The sequence below is a fragment of the Burkholderia sp. Bp8991 genome (assembly GCF_003853795.1).
Lineage (GTDB): Bacteria > Pseudomonadota > Gammaproteobacteria > Burkholderiales > Burkholderiaceae > Burkholderia.
In genome coordinates this window covers 280,904-299,487 of record NZ_QTQJ01000001.1, presented here as the reverse complement: position 1 = coordinate 299,487, position 18,584 = coordinate 280,904, and the positions used below count along the sequence as shown (strand labels likewise).

Sequence of the window (18,584 nt, the reverse complement as noted above, 5' to 3'; positions counted from 1 at the left end):
AGGCGTATCGCCTCGCGCGGCTCAATCGGGAGTTCCGGCACGCATGCATTCCGTACTGACCATCCTTTCGCACCGTCCCGTCGACGGGCTCGTCGACAATCACGAACGTTACGCGCGGGCCCACGGCTACCGGCACGCGATCGTCGACGGCACGCACGTGTACGGCGAGCGCCAGCAGGTGCTGCACAAGTACCACGCGATCATCGCGCAGCTCGTCGCGATGGAGCAGGGCGCGTTGCTGCTCGTGCTCGATTCGTTCTCGGTCGTGTTCGGCCAGCATGCGTTGCCGGCCGTCGCGGACGGTTATGACGCGATCGTCACGACGCAGACCTCGAAGTCGTCGTTGCCCGCCGCGAGCGGCATGATCTTTCGCAACGTGCCCGACGTGCGCGAGTGCTTGCGCAAGCTGGTGGTCGAGCTCGGCAAGTGGGCGATGCGCCTGCCCGAGCGGCAACCCGCATGCGAGGCGACGCTGCTTGCCGAGCACTTCCCGCCGCTGCCGTTCGATCAGCCGCTCGCGACCGGCCATTTCGCGTCGGCCCAGACGGTATGGCGCGACGGGCTAGCGATCGACGCGGTCGTCGGCGCGCATCCGCTCGTGGCGCACCAGGCGCCCGAATGGCAGCAGATCGATGGCGTATGGGCGCCGACGCCCGACTACGACTTTCGCTACGTGCTCGCGCTCGTCGACGACGCGGCGCGTGTCCAGCGGGGCGAGCAACCGAGCGCGATGGACGACTGGCGCACCGCGCAGCAACGCCCGCGCGAACCGGCGCGACACCTGAACCCGCATGCAAGCATTGCGTTCGTGAGCCTGCACACGTCGCACATCGCCGGTTACGGCGATCTTCACGAAGAGAACTTCGTTCGCTACTGCACGCGACACGGCTATGCGTACCACGCGTATCGCGAACCGCCCGCGCTCCTGCCGGCCGGCGTCGATGCGAACTGGGCGAAGCTGCACCTGATTCGCGAACATCTGCCGGATCACGCGTTCGTGTTCTGGGTCGACGCCGACATCCTCGCGATCGACCAGCGCCAGACGGTCGACGGCGTGGTCGACGGCCGCGATTTCGTGATCGGCACCGACCACACGGCCTGGGCGATCAACTCGTGCATGATCGGCGTGCGTAACGTCGCGCCAATGCGCGAACTGGTCGAACGCATATGTGCGCGGATCGAGCGCATCGGCGATCGGTCGTCGGTCTATGCGAGCGGCGGCGACCAGCAGGCGATCTATGTCGAACTGCTGGAGGCGGGCATGATCGACGCGCGCTACATCGTCGATGCGATGTCGCTCGCGTCATCGCCGGTCTATGCGACGCGCGACAGCCGCTTCGTCCATTTCCCCGCGCAACACAACCACTATCGCGCGGTGACGATGCGCGTATGGGACAGGCTGAGCCATCAACGCTGACGGAATGCGCCGCGATTTCCGGTGTTCCGGATCGCGGCGATCGGCGGCCGGTGAAATAAAAATGAAAGTATCCGTGTAAGGTTTGAATCGCTCTCATTCATCCTTCCCCGCATTCCACGCTTGCGCCCCGAAGAATCGGTCTTCCGGCCAAAAATGCGGCATCGCACCGATTCGTGCGCTCGGCGTCGCATCACAATACGAAAAATTACACATAAAAATCAGCGATCTATCCGGGCGTCGTGAAAAGCTCCTCTGCTGCGATGCAAAAAATAATCATTCGCCTTATGCTGGTTAACCCGATTGCGCTTGAGCGGCGTCAAGCTTTGCCCTGATTCCGCTTTACATTTTGCCAACATTGGCGGTCCGCGAAATCTATCTGTCGATTTGATTTCGTTTCCTTCGTCACGCCTGTTTCCGATGCAGCGCGCGACCCTCTCAAGGCCTGTTGACATGCATGATTTCCCCTTTCTGAGCCTGGCGATCTGGGTTCCGATCCTGTTCGGCGCGTGCCTGCTGCGCGCCGGTTCCGACCGTCATCCGCATCGCACGAGGCTGATCGCGCTGGTCGGCGCACTCGCGGGGCTGGCCGCCGTCGTGCCGCTCGTCACCGGTTTCGATTCGCACTCGGCCGCGATGCAGTTCGCCGAAACCCGCAACTGGCTGGCGGCTTTCAACGCCGGCTGGCGTGTCGGGATCGACGGCGCGTCGCTGTGGCTCGTCGTGCTGACCGCCTTCACGACGCTCGTCGTCGTGATCGCGTCGTGGGAAGCGGTGACGGTGCGCGTCGCGCAGTACTACGCGTCGTTCCTGATCCTGTCGGGGCTGATGGTCGGCGTGTTCGTCGCGCAGGACGGGCTGCTGTTCTTCATCTTCTTCGAGGCGACGCTGATTCCGCTGTACCTGCTGATCGGCACGTGGGGCAGGGAGCATCGCGTCTACGCGGCCGTGAAGTTCTTCTTCATCTCGTTCGCGGGTTCGCTGCTGCTGTTGATGGCGATGCTGTACCTGTACGCGAAGTCGCATACGTTCGACATGAATGCATGGCGCACGCTGCAGCTCGGCTTCGCGCCGCAGTTGCTGGTGTTCCTCGGTTTCTTCGCCGCGTTCGCGGTCAAGGTGCCGATGTGGCCGGTTCATACGTGGCTGCGCGACGTCTACACCGACGGCCCGACGGGTGCCGCGCTGATGCTCGCGATGCTCAAGCTCGGCGGCTACGGCTTCCTGCGCTTCGCGCTGCCGATCACGCCGGACGCGAGCCACTTCTTCGCGCCGGCCGTGATCGCGCTGTCGCTGTTCGCGATCGTCTACGCGAGCCTGATCGCGCTCGCCCAGACCGATCTCGGCAAGCTGCTCGCGTATTCGACGGTTGCGCACATGGGGATCGTCACGCTCGGGCTGTTCCTGTTCAACCAGATCGGCGTCGAAGGCGCGATCGTGCAGCTCGTGTCGTACGGCTTCGTCGCGGGCGCGATGCTGCTGTGCGTGAGCGTGCTGGTCGATCGCACGAAGCAGCGCGAGATCGCCGCGTACGGCGGCGTGGCGGGCGTGATGCCGCGCTTCGCGACGTTCGCGCTGCTGTTCGCGATGGCCAACGTCGGCCTGCCGGGCACGTCGGGCTTCGTCGGCGAGTTCATGGTCATCATGGGCGCGATCCGCGTCAACTTCTGGATCGGCGCGATCGCGGCACTCACGCTGATCCTCAGCGCGTCGTACACGCTGTGGATGGTCAAGCGCGTCGTGTTCGGCAAGATCGCGGGTCCGCGTATCGCGAAGCTCGCCGACCTGAGCCGTCGCGAGATCGTGATGTTCGCGTCGCTCGCGCTGATCGTGTTGATGGTGGGCGTCGATCCGAAGCCGTTCACCGACGCGATCGATCCGACCGTCGCACGGCTGATCGAGGAAGCGAGCCGTTCGAAGCTGCCGGCCGGGGACGGCGGCGCACCGGCGCAGCCGGCGTACATGGCCGCGGCGCACGGCTGAGCGCGTGACGCCGCGCACGATGTCCGCATCGCGTGCCGATGCGGACATCGTTGCGCGCGCATTCATCGGGGCAGGGCGGACACGAGCCCGCGGTTTTTCGCCGATTTCGGCCGTCTCAAGGCCCTCGGCGTGAGACCCGAGGCCCGCGGCCGCCTCCCGGCTGCGTGAAATTGCCCCGCGACAATCTGTCTCACTGCGGATTCTGCAATGATGATTTGTCGCACCCACCGGTTTTTCGCCGCGCCCGCGCGACGTATGATTCGGCCACTTTCGTGGATCGAATGCGCATCGGGCAAACGCAACGGATTCAATGACCCTCGGGCTGTGTGATGAAAAGAAGAGCTTCAAAAGGCTGGACGGCGCTGATATCGATCGGCGCGGCGCTGAGCCTGTCAGGCTGTAATTTAGATGTACTAAATCCGAAAGGAAGCGTCGGGGCCGCCGAAAAGGCGCTGATCGCGACCTCGACATGGGCGATGCTGATCGTCGTCGTGCCGGTGATCCTGCTCACGCTGTGGTTCGCGTGGCGTTACCGCGCATCGAACCGCAACGCCGCCTATGCGCCGAACTGGTCGCACTCGACCGCGATCGAGGTCGTGATCTGGACGGTGCCGACGCTGATCATCCTGTTCCTCGGCGTGCTCACGTGGAAAACCACGCACGAGCTCGATCCGTACAAGCCGCTCGAGTCGTCGGTGAAGCCGATCGACGTCGAGGTCGTCGCGCTCGACTGGAAGTGGCTGTTCATCTATCCGGAACTCGGCATCGCGTCGGTGAACCAGCTCGCGATTCCGGTCGGCACGCCGGTGAATTTCCGCATCACGTCGGATTCGGTGATGAACTCGTTCTTCATTCCGCAGCTCGGCGGCCAGGTCTATGCGATGGCCGGCATGCAGACGCGCCTGCACCTGATCGCCGATGAAGCCGGCGACTACGCGGGCACTTCCGCCAACTTCAGCGGCCGCGGCTTCTCCGACATGAAGTTCCGCACGCTCGCCGAGCCGCGCGAACAGTTCGACGCATGGGTGCAGAAGGTCAAGGCCTCGCCCGACCGGCTCGACGCGACCGTGTACGGCACCGTCGCGCAGCCGAGCGAGAAGGCGCCCGTGCGCTACTTCTCGTCGGTCGATCCGCGGCTCTTCCACAACATCATCGCGAAATACAACGATGGCCACGTCCTCGATCTGAAGGACGCCGCCTGCGGCACGAAGGGGTAACGCATGTTCGGCAAACTCACACTAGCGGCGATCCCGTTCGATCAGCCCATCATCATGGTGGCAGGCGCCTTCATGGGGCTGGTCGTGCTGGGCATTCTCGCCGCACTGACGATCACCGGCCGCTGGAAGTGGCTGTGGACGGAATGGCTGACGACGGTCGACCACAAGAAACTCGGCGTGATGTACATCATCGTCGCGCTGATCATGCTGCTGCGCGGCTTCGCCGACGCGATCATGATGCGCATGCAGCTTGCGCTCGCGTACAACGCGCCCGGCTACTTGCCGCCGCACCACTATGACCAGATCTTCACGGCACACGGCGTGATCATGATCTTCTTCATGGCGATGGTGTTCATGGTCGGCCTGATGAACCTCGTCGTGCCGCTGCAGATCGGCGCGCGCGACGTCGCGTTCCCGTTCATCAACTCGCTCTCGTTCTGGATGACGGCGGTCAGCGCGATCCTGATCAACATCTCGCTCGTGATCGGCGAGTTCGCGCAGACCGGCTGGCTCGCGTATCCGCCGCTGTCGGAGCTGCAGTTCAGCCCGGGGGTAGGGGTCGACTATTACCTGTGGGCGCTGCAGATTTCGGGTGTTGGCACGCTGCTGACCGGCGTGAACTTCTTCGTGACGATCATCAAGATGCGCGCGCCGGGCATGACGCTGATGAAGATGCCGGTGTTCACGTGGACGGCCCTCTGCACGAACGTGCTGATCATGGCGTCGTTCCCGATCCTGACCGCGACGCTCGCGCTGCTCGGCCTCGACCGCTACCTCGGCATGCACTTCTTCACGAACGAAGCCGGCGGCAACGCGATGCTGTACCTGAACCTGATCTGGGCGTGGGGCCATCCGGAGGTGTACATCCTGATCCTGCCGGCGTTCGGCATCTTCTCGGAAGTCATCGCGACGTTCTCGAAGAAGCCGCTGTTCGGCTACAAGACGATGGTGTATGCGACCTGCGCGATCATGGTGCTGTCGTTCCTCGTGTGGCTGCATCACTTCTTCACGATGGGCTCCGGTGCGAACGTGAACGCGTTCTTCGGCATCATGACGATGATCATCGCGATCCCGACCGGCGTGAAGGTGTTCAACTGGCTGTTTACGATGTACCGCGGCCGGATCGAATTCACGACGCCGGTGCTGTGGACGATCGGCTTCATGGTCACGTTCACGCTCGGCGGCATGACCGGCGTGATGATGGCGATCCCGGGCGCGGACTTCGTGCTGCACAACAGCCTGTTCCTGATCGCGCACTTCCACAACGTGATCATCGGCGGCGTGCTGTTCGGCTATCTCGCGGGCTTCAACTACTGGTTCCCGAAGGCGTTCGGCTTCAAGCTGAACGAGAAGCTCGGCAAGGCTGCGTTCTGGTTCTGGCAGGTCGGCTTCTACGTCGCGTTCGTGCCGCTCTACGTGCTCGGCTTCATGGGCATGACGCGGCGCCTGAACCACTACGACAATCCGGCGTGGCATCCGTGGCTGCTGGTCGCCGCGTTCGGCGCCGTGCTGATCGCGATCGGCATCGCGTGCCAGCTGCTGCAACTGGTGGTCAGTATCCGCAACCGCAACCTGCCGGCATATCGCGACACCACGGGCGACCCGTGGGGCGGCCGCACGCTGGAATGGGCGACCTCGTCGCCGCCGGCCGAGTACAACTTCGCGGTGATCCCGCAGGTGCGCACGCTCGACGCGTACGCCGACATGAAGGCACGCGGCGACGGCCGGCCGAACCCGGCGGCGATCCGCGACATCCACATGCCGTCGAATACGTGCGCGGGTCTCGTGGTCGCGGTCTTCAGCCTGGTGCTGGGCTTCGCGCTGGTGTGGCACATCTGGTGGATGGCGATCGGCGGCCTGGTCGGCATCGTCGCGACGCTCGTGGTCTACAGCTCGCGTGACAACGACGGCTACTACATCCCGGCGTCGAAGGTGCGCAGGATCGAAGAGAAGCAACCGGCGGCGCGCGTGGCCACGCGTGTCGACGACGTGGAACTGGAGGCCAACTGATGTTGCAGAAAACCCTGAGCGCAACCCTGCTCGAGCACGACGACCATCCGCCGTCGCACTCGGTGTTCGGCTTCTGGCTGTACCTGATGACCGACTGCGTGATCTTCGCGGCGCTGTTCGCGACGTTCGCGGTGCTCGGCAACCAGTACGCGGGCGGTCCGACCGCGAAGGACCTGTTCGACATTCCGGGCGTCGCGGTGGAAACCGCCGCGCTGCTGCTGTCGAGCATCACCTACGGCTTCGCGATGCTGGCCGCGTACAAGCAGCGGCGCGGCGCGCTGCTCGCGTGGCTCGCGGTGACATTCGTGCTCGGCGCGGCGTTCCTCGCGATGGAGCTGCGCGAGTTCTCGCACCTGATCGCGGAAGGCGCGGGCCCGCAGCGCAGCGCGTTCCTGTCGGCGTTCTTCACGCTGGTCGGCACGCACGGGCTGCACGTGACGGCCGGCCTCGTGTGGATGATCGTGCTCGCCGGGCAGGTCGTGCTGCGCGGCGGCGACCTGACCGATCGCGACCTGCGGCGTCTGACGTGCCTGAGCCTCTTCTGGCATTTCCTCGACATCGTGTGGATCTGCGTGTTTTCCTTTGTCTATCTCGCGAGCGTGATCTAAATGGCCCATTCGCATTCGTCGCAACTCGAAGAAGGGCACGGCAGCGTCGGCGGCTATGTCGCCGGTTTCATCCTGTCGGTGCTGCTCACGGCCGCGTCGTTCGGCCTCGTGATGGGCGGCGTGCTGTCGCCGCACGCATCGCTGATCGCGCTCGCCGTGCTCGCATTCGTGCAGATCGTCGTGCACCTCGTGTACTTCCTGCACATGAACGGTTCGTCCGGCCAACGCTGGAACGTGATGGCGTTCAGCTACACCGTGCTGACGGCGGCGATCCTGATCGTCGGCACGCTGTGGGTGATGCACAACGTCAGCATGAACATGATGTCGCGCTGAGCCCAGAGCGGCTGAGCGGCATCGCGGCGCAGCGGACGATCTCCATGCGCATTCATGCATCAAAGGCGGCACGCGAGTGCCGCCTTTGTCATTGTGGCCGCGCGGTGTGCGTGGCGTCGCTCGGCGCCGGACGCGGGCCAGGATGAAAGATGTTTCAGGAAACGGCGGAACGGACGTCGCGGCAGCGCGTCAATTGTTACAAGACGTTAGCGGACGCCTCCACGTGCGATGCAGCGCATCAGTTCTTACAAACTTGAAATATGCGGAGACTGTGCGTGCCGTTATAGTCGAATCACACATGAAACAACTCGAAGAGGAATCCATGAAGACTTTGCGTATTGCCTCGCTCTTGACCGGTATGACGGCCTTGCTCGTGTCGGGCGCAGCAATGGCGGGAGTCAATGTCGGGATCAACGTCGGCGTGCCGGCTCCGGTCTACGTCGCCCCCGCGCCCGTGTATGCGCCGCCGCCTCCGCCGGTCGTCTACCAGCCGGCGCCCGTGTATGCGCCGGCGCCCGTCTACGCGCCGGCCCCGGCGATCGTGATCGGCTGGCACGGCGATCGCTATTGGGACGGCCGCCGCTACTGGGGGCGCGACGAGTGGTATCGCCATCATGGCCGCGGCTGGCATGGCGATCGCGGTCACTGGGACAACGGCCGTCACAACGGCTGGCGCTGATCGATCTGCGGCGCACGCGCGATGCGTGCGCGCCCTCGAAGGAAAACCGCCCGTGTGAACTGAACACCGGGCGGTTTTTCTTTGCCGGTGCGAGTCGCACGCGGCAGCCGCAACGTGCCGGTGCCATGCGCGAAAACCCGCAAGTTGGCTCGACGTCGAATTGAATGGGTAGAATCGACCCACGTTCCATCCCTCAATCGACCGACAGGGCCTCTATGACGAAGGGTTCGCCCCGGACCGCCGCCACCCGCATCCGCTTCGGCGCCGCGCATGCGGTACGGGCCGCCGGCCGCACGGCGGCAGCATGGGCACTACAGGCGGTACTGGCTGCAACCGCCGCGCACGCGGCCTATGCAATCGCGCAGTACGGCGAGCCGAAATATCCGCCGGGCTTCAGGCATTTCGACTACGTGAACCCCGACGCGCCGAAGGGCGGCACGCTCGTGCTCGCGAACCCGAGCCGGCTCACGTCGTTCGACAAGTTCAATCCGTTCACGATGCGCGGCAACCCCGCACCGGGCATCGACCTGCTGTTCGAGAGCCTCGCGACCGGCAGCATGGACGAACCGGCATCCGCCTACGGGCTGCTCGCCGACGACATCGCGATCGCGCCGGACCGCCGCTCGGTCACGTTTCACCTGAACCCGCGCGCGCGCTTTTCGAACGGCGATCCGGTCACGGCCGACGACGTCAGGTTTTCGTTCGACACGCTGAAGAGCAAGCAGGCCGCACCGCAGTTCGGCGCGTATTTCGCCGAGATCGCGAAGGCGGTGGTGGTCGATCCCGCGACCGTGCGTTTCGAGTTCCGCAGCACGAACCGCGAGCTGCCGCTGATCGCCGGCGGCGTGCCGGTGTTCTCGCGCAAGTGGGGGCTGCGCGCGGACGGTTCGCGGATTCCGTTCGACCAGCTCGCGTTCGAGCAGCCGATCGGCAGCGGCCCGTACCTGATCGAGCGCTACGACAACGGCCGCACGATTACCTATCGGCGCAATCCCGCGTACTGGGGCGCCGACCTGCCGGTGCGGGTCGGGACCGACAACTTCGAGCGGATCGTCTACAAGCTCTACGGCGACGGCGTCGCGCGGCTCGAGGCGTTCAAGGCCGGCGAGTACGACGTGCTGGTCGAATACATCGCGCGCAACTGGACGCGGCGCGACGTCGGCAAGCGCTTCGACAGCGGCGAGCTCGTCAAGCGCGAGTTCCGCCAGCACAACGGCGCGGGCATGCAGGGCTTCTTCATGAACCTGCGCCGGCCGCTGTTTCGCGACGTGCGCGTGCGCCAGGCGCTCGATCTCGCGTTCGACTTCGAATGGCTGAACCGCCAGTTGTTCTATAGCGCGTACACGCGCCTCGACAGCTATTTCGCCGATACCGACCTGCAGGCGACCGGTACGCCGGGCCCGGGCGAACTGGAGCTGCTGGAGCCGTTGCGCACGCAACTCGACCCGGCCGTGTTCGGCCCGATGGTCACGCAGCCGAACACGAACCCGCCGGGCTCGCTGCGCGCGAACCTGCTGAAGGCGCGCGCGCTGCTCGCGCAGGCCGGCTGGACCTACCGCGACGGCGCGTTGCGCAATGCGCAGGGCGAGCCGTTCACGTTCGAGATCCTCGACGATTCGGGCGCGGCGATGGAAGGCGTCGTGACCGCCTACCAGCGCAATCTCGCGAAGCTCGGTATCGACGCGCGTTTTCGCACGGCCGATTACGCGCTGCTGCAGAAGCGCCTCGACGCGTTCGACTACGACATGACGACGGTTCGCCTGCCGGGTGTGCAGGTGCCGGGCGCCGAGCAGTTCTCGCGCTACGGCAGCAAGTTCGCGGACGAGCCGGGCTCCGACAACATCATCGGCCTGAAGTCGCCGGCCGTCGACGCGCTGCTGCATGCGCTCGGCGCCGCGCAGACGCGCGAGGACCTGCTCGACGCGACGCATGCGCTCGACCGCGTGCTGATGCACGGCTATTACGCCGTTCCGCAGTGGTACAGCACCACGCACCGGATCGCATACAAGCGCACGCTCGGCTATCCGCAAACGCTGCCGCTGTACTATTCGGCCGAGGGCTGGGTCGTATCGACCTGGTGGGCCAAGCCCGATCACTGAAGCCTGCCGGCCCTTCGTTCAACCCAGCCTATCGATCGCGAGTCGACGCCCTATGTGGAGCTACATCCTCAAACGCCTGCTGCTGATGATCCCGACGCTCGTCGGCGTGCTCACGCTCACGTTCGCGGTGATCCAGTTCGTGCCGGGCGGCCCGGTCGAACAGGCCGTGCAGGAACTGCGCAAGGGCGCGACGGAGCAGGGCGCGGCGCCGTTCGGAATGCGCGCGCACACCGGCGTCGACGCACAGCAGCTCGCACAGCTCAAGGCGCTGTACGGCTTCGACAAGCCGCCGCTCGAGCGTTACTGGCTGATGCTGAAGCGTTTCGCGCGCTTCGATCTCGGCGACAGCTACTTCCGCCACCAGAGCGTGTGGTCGCTGGTCGTGCAGAAGCTGCCGGTGTCGATCAGCATCGGGCTGTGGACGTTCTTCGTCACCTACCTGATCTCCGTGCCGCTCGGCATCGCGAAGGCCGTGCGCAACGGCTCGCCGTTCGATGTCGCGACGAGCCTCGTCGTGCTGGTCGGCTATGCGATTCCGGGCTTCGTGCTCGGCGTGCTGCTGCTCGTGCTGTTCGGCGGCGGCTCGTTCTGGCAGCTGTTCCCGCTGCGCGGGCTCACGTCGGACAACTTTTCCCAGCTGTCGCTCGCCGGCAAGGTGCTCGATTATCTGTGGCACATCGCGCTGCCGATCACGGCGTCGGTCGTCGGCAGCTTCGCGGTCATCACGATGCTCACGAAGAACGCGTTCCTCGACGAAATCCGCAAGCAATACGTGCTGACCGCGCGCGCGAAAGGGCTCGCCGAGCGCACCGTGCTGTGGAAGCACGTGTTCCGCAACGCGATGCTGCCGCTGATCGTCGGGTTTCCGGCCGCGTTCATCGGCGCGTTCTTCACGGGCAGCCTGCTGATCGAGACGCTGTTCTCGCTCGACGGCCTCGGGCTCTTGTCGTACGAGTCGGTCGTGCGGCGCGACTATCCGGTCGTGCTCGGCACGCTGTACCTGTTCACGCTGATCGGGCTCGCGACCAAGCTGATCTCGGACCTCTGCTATGTGTGGGTCGACCCGCGCATTCAATTCGACAACCTGGAGCGCTGACATGAAACCGTCCGCCAGCACGCCACTCGCCGGCGCGCCTGTCCGCCTGCCCGCGCTCGCCGGGCGAGGTGCGCGATGAACCGGGCCGTCGTGTCGTCCCGCATCGACGCGGCCCGTGCGCGCGTGTCGCCGTCGCCCGCGCGCCGCGTCTGGCAGCGCTTTCGCCAGCAGCGCCTCGGCTACTGGAGCTTCGTGATCTTCGTCGTCGCGTTCGCCGCGAGCCTCGCGGCGCCGCTGTGGTCGAACGACAAGCCGCTCGTCGTGCGCTACGACGGCCAGACCTATTTCCCGATGTTCCATGCGTATCCGGAGACGACCTTCGGCGGCGACTTCCCGACGCCGGCCGACTATCTCGATCCGTACGTCCGCAAGCGGCTCGAGGCGCCGGGCAACTTCGTCGTGTATCCGCCGAACCGCTATTACTACGACACGCTGAACTATTTCTCGAGCGTGCCGAACCCGGCGCCGCCGTCGCGTGCGAACTGGCTCGGCACCGACGCGCAGGGGCGCGACCTGCTCGCGCGGCTCGTGTACGGGTTCCGCGTGTCGGTCGAGTTCGGGCTGGTCCTGACCGCGATCGGCACGCTGCTCGGGATCGCCGCGGGCGCCGTGCAGGGCTTCTTCGGCGGGCGCATCGACATCGTCGGGCAGCGGCTGATCGAGATCTGGAGTTCGCTGCCCGAGCTGTACCTGCTGATCATCTTCGCGTCGATCTTCGAGCCGAGCTTCCTGCTGCTGATCGTGCTGCTGTCGCTGTTCGGCTGGATCGGCCTGGCCGACTACGTGCGTGCCGAATTCCTGCGCAACCGCACGCAGGACTACGTGCGCGCGGCCCGCGCGATGGGGCTCACGAACTGGCAGATCATCTGGCGCCACGTGCTGCCGAACAGCATGACGCCCGTGATCACGTTCCTGCCGTTCCGGATGAGCGGCGCGATCCTCGCGCTCACGAGCCTCGACTTCCTCGGGCTCGGCGTGCCGCCGCCGACGCCGAGCCTCGGCGAGCTGCTCGCGCAGGGCAAGGGCAACCTCGACGCATGGTGGATCTCGCTGTCGACGTTCGGCGTGCTGGTCGCGACGCTGCTGCTGCTGACCTTCATGGGCGACGCGCTGCGCAACGCGCTCGACACGCGGATCGCCGACTCGGTGCGCGCGGCAGGAGGCCAGCGATGAGCAGCACGGTCGTATCGAACGCGGGCGAGCCGCTGCTGTCGCTCGAACATCTGCAGGTGCGCTTCGGCGACACGGTGGCCGTCGACGACGTGACGCTCGCGATCGGCCGCGGCGAGCGCGTCGCGCTCGTCGGGGAGTCGGGATCGGGCAAGAGCGTGACCGCGCTGTCGATCCTGCGGCTGCTGCGCGACGCCGACGTGAGCGGCACGATCCGCTTCGCCGGGCATGACCTCGCCGGCAAGAGCGAACGCGAGATGCGCGGGCTGCGCGGCTCGGACATCGCGATGATCTTCCAGGAGCCGATGACGGCGCTCAACCCGCTGTACACGATCGGCACGCAGATCGGCGAGACGATCGTGCTGCACGACGGCGTGACGGCGGTGGAGGCGCGCAAGCGCGCGATCGCGCTGCTTGCGCGTACCGGCATCGCGGAGCCGGAGCGGCGCGTCGACAGTTACCCGCACCAGTTGTCGGGCGGCCAGCGGCAGCGCGCGATGATCGCGATGGCGCTCGCCTGCCGACCGCGCCTCCTGCTCGCGGACGAACCGACCACGGCGCTCGACGTGACGATCCGCGCGCAGATCGTCGACCTGCTGCTCGAGCTGCAGCGCGAGGAGGCGGAAAAGCGCGGGATGGCGATCCTGCTGATCACGCACGACCTGAACCTCGTACGGCACTTCGCCGAGCGGGTCGCGGTGATGGAGCGCGGCAAGCTGGTCGAAAGCGGGCCGGTCGAGCGGATCTTCGCGGAGCCGGAGCATCCGTATACGCAGCGGCTGCTGAACAGCCGGCCGCAGCGCGCGGTCGCGCCGGTGATGCCGATCGCGCCCGTCGTGCTCGATGCGCGCCACGTCAGCGTGCAGTTCGCGCGCAAGCGGCCGGGCTTCGCAGGCTGGTTCGGCACGACGCCCGTGACGGCGGTCGCGGACGTGTCCGTGTCGGTGCGGCAGGGCGAGACGCTCGGGATCGTCGGCGAATCCGGCTCCGGGAAGTCGACCCTCGCGATGGCGCTGCTCGGGCTGCAAAGGACGGCCCACGGCGAGATCGAATTCCAGGGGCGTGCGCTCTCGACCTATCGCGGCCGCGAACAGACCGCGCTGCGCTCGAATATGCAGGTCGTCTTTCAGGATCCCTTCAGTTCACTGTCGCCGCGTCACACGATCGAGCGGATCGTCGGCGAGGGGCTCGAACTGCATCGCCCGGAACTCACGCCGGACGCGCGGCGCGCGAAGTCGCTGGCCGTGCTGCGCGAAGTCGGCCTCGACCGCACGGTGCTGCATCGCTATCCGCACGAATTCTCGGGCGGGCAGCGCCAGCGGATCGCGATCGCGCGTGCGCTCGTGCTGGAGCCGCGCATCCTGATCCTCGACGAACCGACGTCCGCGCTCGACGTGTCGATCCAGCAGCAGGTGCTGAAGCTGCTCGCGAATTTGCAACAGAAATACAACCTCGGCTATGTATTCATCAGCCACGACCTGGAGGTGATCGGCGCGATGGCGCACCGGGTCGCGGTGATGCAGGACGGGGCGATCGTCGAGTCCGGCGACGTGGCCGATATCTTCACGAAACCGTCACATCCTTACACACAAAAGCTGTTGAAAGCGGTCTGGAAAGCGTGATAGGCGTCCAATGGTCTGACTATCTCGATTGTATTTTTTAATTTGTTTTGACAAACGATTACGCGCTGGCTAGTATCGACCGAAATTTTCCGCCAATCAGCTGATTTTTAAGCACATTCCATCGACCAATGCAGCATCGATCCCTGACCCAGGCATGCGCGCGTACCCTCGCCGGGCTGTTTATCGGCGCCCTGTTCGCAGCAGCTCCCGGCGCGTTCGCCGACGAAGTCAGCAGTTTTAACCAGAATGTCACGAATTCGACTCAAATCGGGTCGAGCTCCTCCCCCCAGCAGACCAATGCCCAGTCGTCGAGCGGCGGCGCGAAGTCGTTTCTTGCCGGCATGGCGGGCAAGGCAGGCGACGTCGTCGTCGGTGCGCTGAACATGATCGGCGTGCGTTACCGCTGGGGCGGCAACTCGCCGGATTCCGGCCTCGACTGCAGCGGGTTCGTGCGCTACGTGTTCCAGGACACGCTCGGCATGTCGCTGCCGCGTCGCGCCGAAGAGATGAGCCGCGTCGGCGAGAAGGTCAGCATGAGCAACCTGAAGCCGGGCGACCTCGTGTTCTTCAACACGATGCGCCGTACGTTCTCGCACGTCGGCATCTATATCGGCGACAACAAGTTCGTGCATTCGCCGTCGACGGGCAGCACGATTCGCGTCGACGATCTCGATAGCGGCTACTGGGAAAAGCGTTTCACCGGTGCGCGCCGGCTCGAGTCGGAGTTCCCGATGAAGGCCGACGACCTGCGCCAGCGCGTGCGTGCCACGATCGGCGACGACGCGGCGAACGGCAGCAACTGACCGACGCTCGCCGGCGAACCGCCGGATCCAAAAAACCCTGTCACTGGAAGGCGGCAGGGTTTTTTGTTTTGGGGCGTGCGCAAGCGGCTGGTGGCGGTGCCATCGTCGGTGGCGCGCTCGCTGTCGTGCGCCGCGCGCCGCGATGCGCCGCTTATGCCGCCGCGACGCCGCGGGCCGCCGCGAGCTTGCGCTGCAGCTCGGGCATGACGCGCGCGACGGCTTCCTCGCCCGCGAGGATCGCCGCGTTGCGCTGGTTGAAGTCGCTGCCGCCCATCGCTGCGAGGTTCGGGCGGATCACGACATCCGCGTATTTGTCGAGCTCGTAGGTCTTGATCGTCTGGCCCATGATCGTGAAGGTCTGCAGCAGCATCTCGATCGGGTTGTTGGTCGCCGCGCCGTCCGGCCGCGACGAGATGTCGACCGCGATCACGAAGCTCGCGCCCATCTTGCGCGCGAACGACGCGGGCACCGGGCTCACGAGGCCGCCGTCGACATATTCGCGGTTGCCGATCTTCACGGGCTCGAACACCGACGGCACGCTGCACGACGCGCGCACCGCGAGCCCCGTATTGCCCTGCTGGAACAGGATCGGCTGGCCGTTCTGCAGGTCCGTCGCGACGATGCCGAGCGGCTTCGCCATCTTTTCGATCGGCCGGTTGTTGAGCGTCTTGTTCAGGAAGTTCTGCAGCGCCACGCCCTGCAGCAGCCCGCGCGAGCGGAACGGCAGCGCCCAGTCGCTGATCGCCGCCTGATCCATGTCGAGTGCGATCTTGTTGATCTGCAGCCCGCTCATCCCGGCGGCATAGAGCGCCCCGACCACCGAGCCCGCGCTCGTGCCCGCGACGATCTCGACCGGGATGCCGCGCGCCTCGAGCGCCTTCAGCACGCCGATGTGCGAAAAGCCGCGGGCGGCGCCGCCGCCGAGCGCGATGCCGATCTTCACGGGTTTCTCGCGCGACTGCGCGGGATTCGCGGCGTTGTCGGGGCGGGACTTGTCGCCGAACGACGTGCAGGCGGCGAGGCTGGCGGATGCGCAAGCGATCGTGAAGTGACGGCGCGACAGGCGAGGGGACGACATCGAATGGTTCTCCGGCGGCTTGGCGGCGGGCCGTGCGGCCCGCGGCGGCGATAGGTTCCGAGCGGCCGCGCGGCACAAACCGCGCGGCCGGCGCGGCGCCGGCTGGCGGCCGCGGCGCGCACATCATAAAGCAAGCGGCGCGCTTGGCGCGAAGGGCGGCGCGAGTATAATTCCGGCTTCTTTCCCGTTCCGGGCGCGGCCGGCCCCAGTGCTGTCCGGGCTGTCGCCGTCGATCCCGCGTCGAATCATTCATGCGCCCCAGGCGTTCGAGTTACCGTTTATGACCCGTCCTGTCCGTACCCGCTTCGCGCCGAGTCCCACCGGCTTCATCCACCTCGGCAACATCCGCTCCGCGCTCTATCCGTGGGCGTTCGCGCGCAAGATGAAAGGCACGTTCGTGCTGCGTATCGAGGATACCGACGTCGAGCGTTCGTCGCAGGAAGCCGTCGACGCGATCCTCGAGGGGATGCAGTGGCTCGGCCTGGATTTCGACGAAGGCCCGATCTACCAGATGCAGCGGATGGACCGCTACCGCGCGGTGCTCGCGCAGATGCTCGAGCAGGGCCTCGCGTACCCGTGCTACATGTCGGCCGAGGAGCTCGACGCGCTGCGCGAACGCCAGCGCGAGGCCGGCCTCAAGCCGCGCTACGACGGCACGTGGCGTCCGGAGCCGGGCAAGGTGCTGCCCGAGCCGCCGGCCGGCGTGAAGCCGGTGCTGCGGTTCCGCAACCCGCTGACCGGCACGGTCGTGTGGGACGACGCGGTGAAGGGCCGGGTCGAGATCTCGAACGAGGAGCTCGACGACCTCGTGATCGCGCGTCCGGACGGCACGCCGATCTACAACTTCTGCGTGGTCGTGGACGACATGGACATGAACATCACGCACGTGATCCGTGGCGACGACCACGTGAACAACACGCCGCGCCAGATCAACATCCTGCGCGCGCTCGGCGGCGAGCCGCCCGTCTACGCGCACCTGCCGACCGTGCTGAACGAGCAGGGCGAGAAGATGAGCAAGCGGCATGGTGCGATGAGCGTGATGGCGTACCGCGACGCCGGCTTCCTGCCGGAGGCCGTCGTCAACTACCTGGCGCGCCTCGGCTGGTCGCACGGCGACGCGGAGATCTTCTCGCGCGAGCAGTTCGTCGAATGGTTCGACCTCGAGCATCTCGGCAAGTCGCCCGCGCAGTACGACCACAGCAAGCTGAGCTGGCTGAACGCCCATTACATCAAGGAAGCGGACAACGCGCGCCTCGCCGCGCTGGCGAAGCCGTTCCTCGACGCGCTCGGGATCGACGACGCGGCGATCGCGACGGGCCCCGCGCTCGATGCGGTGGTCGGCCTGATGAAGGACCGCGCGACGACGGTCAAGGAGATCGCCGAAGGCGCCGCGATGTTCTACCGCGTGCCGGCGCCGGATGCCGATGCGCTCGCGCAGCACGTGACCGATGCGGTGCGCCCGGCACTGGCCGATCTCGTCGCCGCGCTGAAGGCGGCCGACTGGACGAAGGAAGCGGTGTCCGCCGCGCTGAAGGCGACGCTCGGCGCGCACAAGCTGAAGATGCCGCAGCTCGCGATGCCGGTGCGCCTGCTGGTGGCGGGCACGACGCATACGCCGTCGATCGACGCGGTGCTCGTGCTGTTCGGTCGTGACGTCGTGGTGTCGCGTATCGAGGCCGCGCTGGCCTGAGGTTTGAGCGGATGCGAAGCCGCTCGCGCAGGGTGTCACGGCGGCTTCGCAAAAAATTTCGCTCGAATCGCAAAAAGGGTATTTACAAGTTCAAATTCGGTCCATATAATCTCATTTCTGTTCTGCAAGGGGGTATAGCTCAGCTGGGAGAGCGCTTGCATGGCATGCAAGAGGTCAGCGGTTCGATCCCGCTTACCTCCACCATCAGAGCAGAACGAATTGATTTGCGAAGCAGCGGTAGTAAGTAATAAATGCTTCACAAAATGATTTAAAGCAGTTAGAATTTCGGCCTTCGCTGTTGATGATGAGTGAATAGCGAAAGTCAGACAGATCTGAAAAGATCATGTCCCCTTCGTCTAGAGGCCTAGGACATCACCCTTTCACGGTGAGTACAGGGGTTCGAATCCCCTAGGGGACGCCAGATTCAGCGGCGTTTCGTAGAAGTGTCGCGAGGCTTGCAGGAACGTAACCGACGTCCTGCAGGTAACGGTGCAGAAAGTTGGAGCGGTAGTTCAGTCGGTTAGAATACCGGCCTGTCACGCCGGGGGTCGCGGGTTCGAGTCCCGTCCGCTCCGCCAGAACGAAGCCCGTTCAAGACGTTTTTGAGCGGGCTTTTGTATTAAAGATGTAAGCAGTACGTTTGTCCCCTTCGTCTAGAGGCCTAGGACATCACCCTTTCACGGTGAGTACAGGGGTTCGAATCCCCTAGGGGACGCCAGGATTCAGCGGCGTTTCGTAGTAGAAGTGTCGCAACGCTTGCAGGACGTGAACGAGGTCCTGCG

At 65.5% G+C, this 18,584-nt stretch carries 14 protein-coding genes and 4 tRNA genes; 17 read left to right on the top strand and 1 reads right to left on the bottom strand.

Annotated features, from left to right (window positions below):
* The first annotated feature begins 43 nt into the window (after nt 1-43).
* The 12 genes from DIE02_RS01435 to DIE02_RS01370 all read left to right on the top strand — a co-directional run bounded on the left by DIE02_RS01435 (nt 44) and on the right by DIE02_RS01370 (nt 15,034).
* Nucleotides 44-1,417, top strand: a complete 1,374-nt coding sequence (locus DIE02_RS01435; RefSeq protein WP_124488281.1) for a hypothetical protein — start codon at nt 44-46, stop codon at nt 1,415-1,417.
* A 450-nt stretch (nt 1,418-1,867) separates the two neighbouring features.
* Nucleotides 1,868-3,397, top strand: a complete 1,530-nt coding sequence (locus DIE02_RS01425; protein WP_124488279.1) for a NuoM family protein — start codon at nt 1,868-1,870, stop codon at nt 3,395-3,397.
* 329 nt (nt 3,398-3,726) lie between these two features.
* Nucleotides 3,727-4,614, top strand: coding sequence for a ubiquinol oxidase subunit II (gene cyoA, locus DIE02_RS01415; RefSeq protein ID WP_044847970.1), 888 nt, complete (start codon nt 3,727-3,729; stop codon nt 4,612-4,614).
* Between the two features lie 3 nt (nt 4,615-4,617).
* On the top strand, nt 4,618-6,624 hold the full coding sequence (gene cyoB / locus DIE02_RS01410; protein ID WP_044847969.1) for a cytochrome o ubiquinol oxidase subunit I: 2,007 nt from the start codon (nt 4,618-4,620) through the stop codon (nt 6,622-6,624).
* Nucleotides 6,624-7,232, top strand: coding sequence for a cytochrome o ubiquinol oxidase subunit III (gene cyoC / locus DIE02_RS01405; protein WP_124488277.1), 609 nt, complete (start codon nt 6,624-6,626; stop codon nt 7,230-7,232). Before cyoB ends, cyoC begins: the two co-directional genes overlap by 1 nt.
* On the top strand, nt 7,233-7,565 hold the full coding sequence (cyoD, locus tag DIE02_RS01400) for a cytochrome o ubiquinol oxidase subunit IV (RefSeq protein ID WP_011352504.1): 333 nt from the start codon (nt 7,233-7,235) through the stop codon (nt 7,563-7,565). It begins immediately after the preceding gene.
* Between the two features lie 322 nt (nt 7,566-7,887).
* Entirely contained in the window at nt 7,888-8,244 is a 357-nt protein-coding gene (locus tag DIE02_RS01395) for a hypothetical protein (RefSeq protein WP_044848002.1), read from the top strand.
* Between the two features lie 215 nt (nt 8,245-8,459).
* Complete coding sequence (locus tag DIE02_RS01390; RefSeq protein ID WP_124488276.1) at nt 8,460-10,343, top strand: extracellular solute-binding protein; 1,884 nt, start codon at nt 8,460-8,462, stop codon at nt 10,341-10,343.
* 52 nt (nt 10,344-10,395) lie between these two features.
* Complete coding sequence (locus DIE02_RS01385; RefSeq protein ID WP_124488275.1) at nt 10,396-11,439, top strand: microcin C ABC transporter permease YejB; 1,044 nt, start codon at nt 10,396-10,398, stop codon at nt 11,437-11,439.
* A gap of 75 nt (nt 11,440-11,514) precedes the next feature.
* Entirely contained in the window at nt 11,515-12,612 is a 1,098-nt protein-coding gene (locus DIE02_RS01380) for an ABC transporter permease (protein WP_124488274.1), read from the top strand.
* A complete protein-coding gene (locus DIE02_RS01375) occupies nt 12,609-14,231 on the top strand; it encodes an ABC transporter ATP-binding protein (RefSeq protein WP_124488273.1) in 1,623 nt (540 codons plus the stop codon). Before DIE02_RS01380 ends, DIE02_RS01375 begins: the two co-directional genes overlap by 4 nt.
* A gap of 128 nt (nt 14,232-14,359) precedes the next feature.
* Complete coding sequence (locus DIE02_RS01370; protein WP_044847963.1) at nt 14,360-15,034, top strand: C40 family peptidase; 675 nt, start codon at nt 14,360-14,362, stop codon at nt 15,032-15,034.
* A 151-nt stretch (nt 15,035-15,185) separates the two neighbouring features.
* Here DIE02_RS01370 and DIE02_RS01365 read toward each other — a convergent pair whose 3' ends face one another.
* Complete coding sequence (locus tag DIE02_RS01365; protein ID WP_044847962.1) at nt 15,186-16,112, bottom strand: patatin-like phospholipase family protein; 927 nt, start codon at nt 16,110-16,112, stop codon at nt 15,186-15,188.
* Between the two features lie 280 nt (nt 16,113-16,392).
* Between DIE02_RS01365 and gltX the strand changes: the two genes are divergently transcribed.
* The 5 genes from gltX to DIE02_RS01340 all read left to right on the top strand — a co-directional run bounded on the left by gltX (nt 16,393) and on the right by DIE02_RS01340 (nt 18,520).
* Nucleotides 16,393-17,802: a glutamate--tRNA ligase gene (gene gltX / locus DIE02_RS01360; protein WP_124488272.1), complete on the top strand. Its 1,410-nt coding sequence runs from the start codon at nt 16,393-16,395 to the stop codon at nt 17,800-17,802.
* A gap of 128 nt (nt 17,803-17,930) precedes the next feature.
* A tRNA-Ala gene (locus tag DIE02_RS01355) sits at nt 17,931-18,006 on the top strand.
* Between the two features lie 141 nt (nt 18,007-18,147).
* A tRNA-Glu gene (locus DIE02_RS01350) sits at nt 18,148-18,223 on the top strand.
* 80 nt (nt 18,224-18,303) lie between these two features.
* Nucleotides 18,304-18,380, top strand: a tRNA-Asp gene (locus DIE02_RS01345).
* 64 nt (nt 18,381-18,444) lie between these two features.
* Nucleotides 18,445-18,520, top strand: a tRNA-Glu gene (locus DIE02_RS01340).
* The last annotated feature ends 64 nt before the right edge of the window (nt 18,521-18,584 follow it).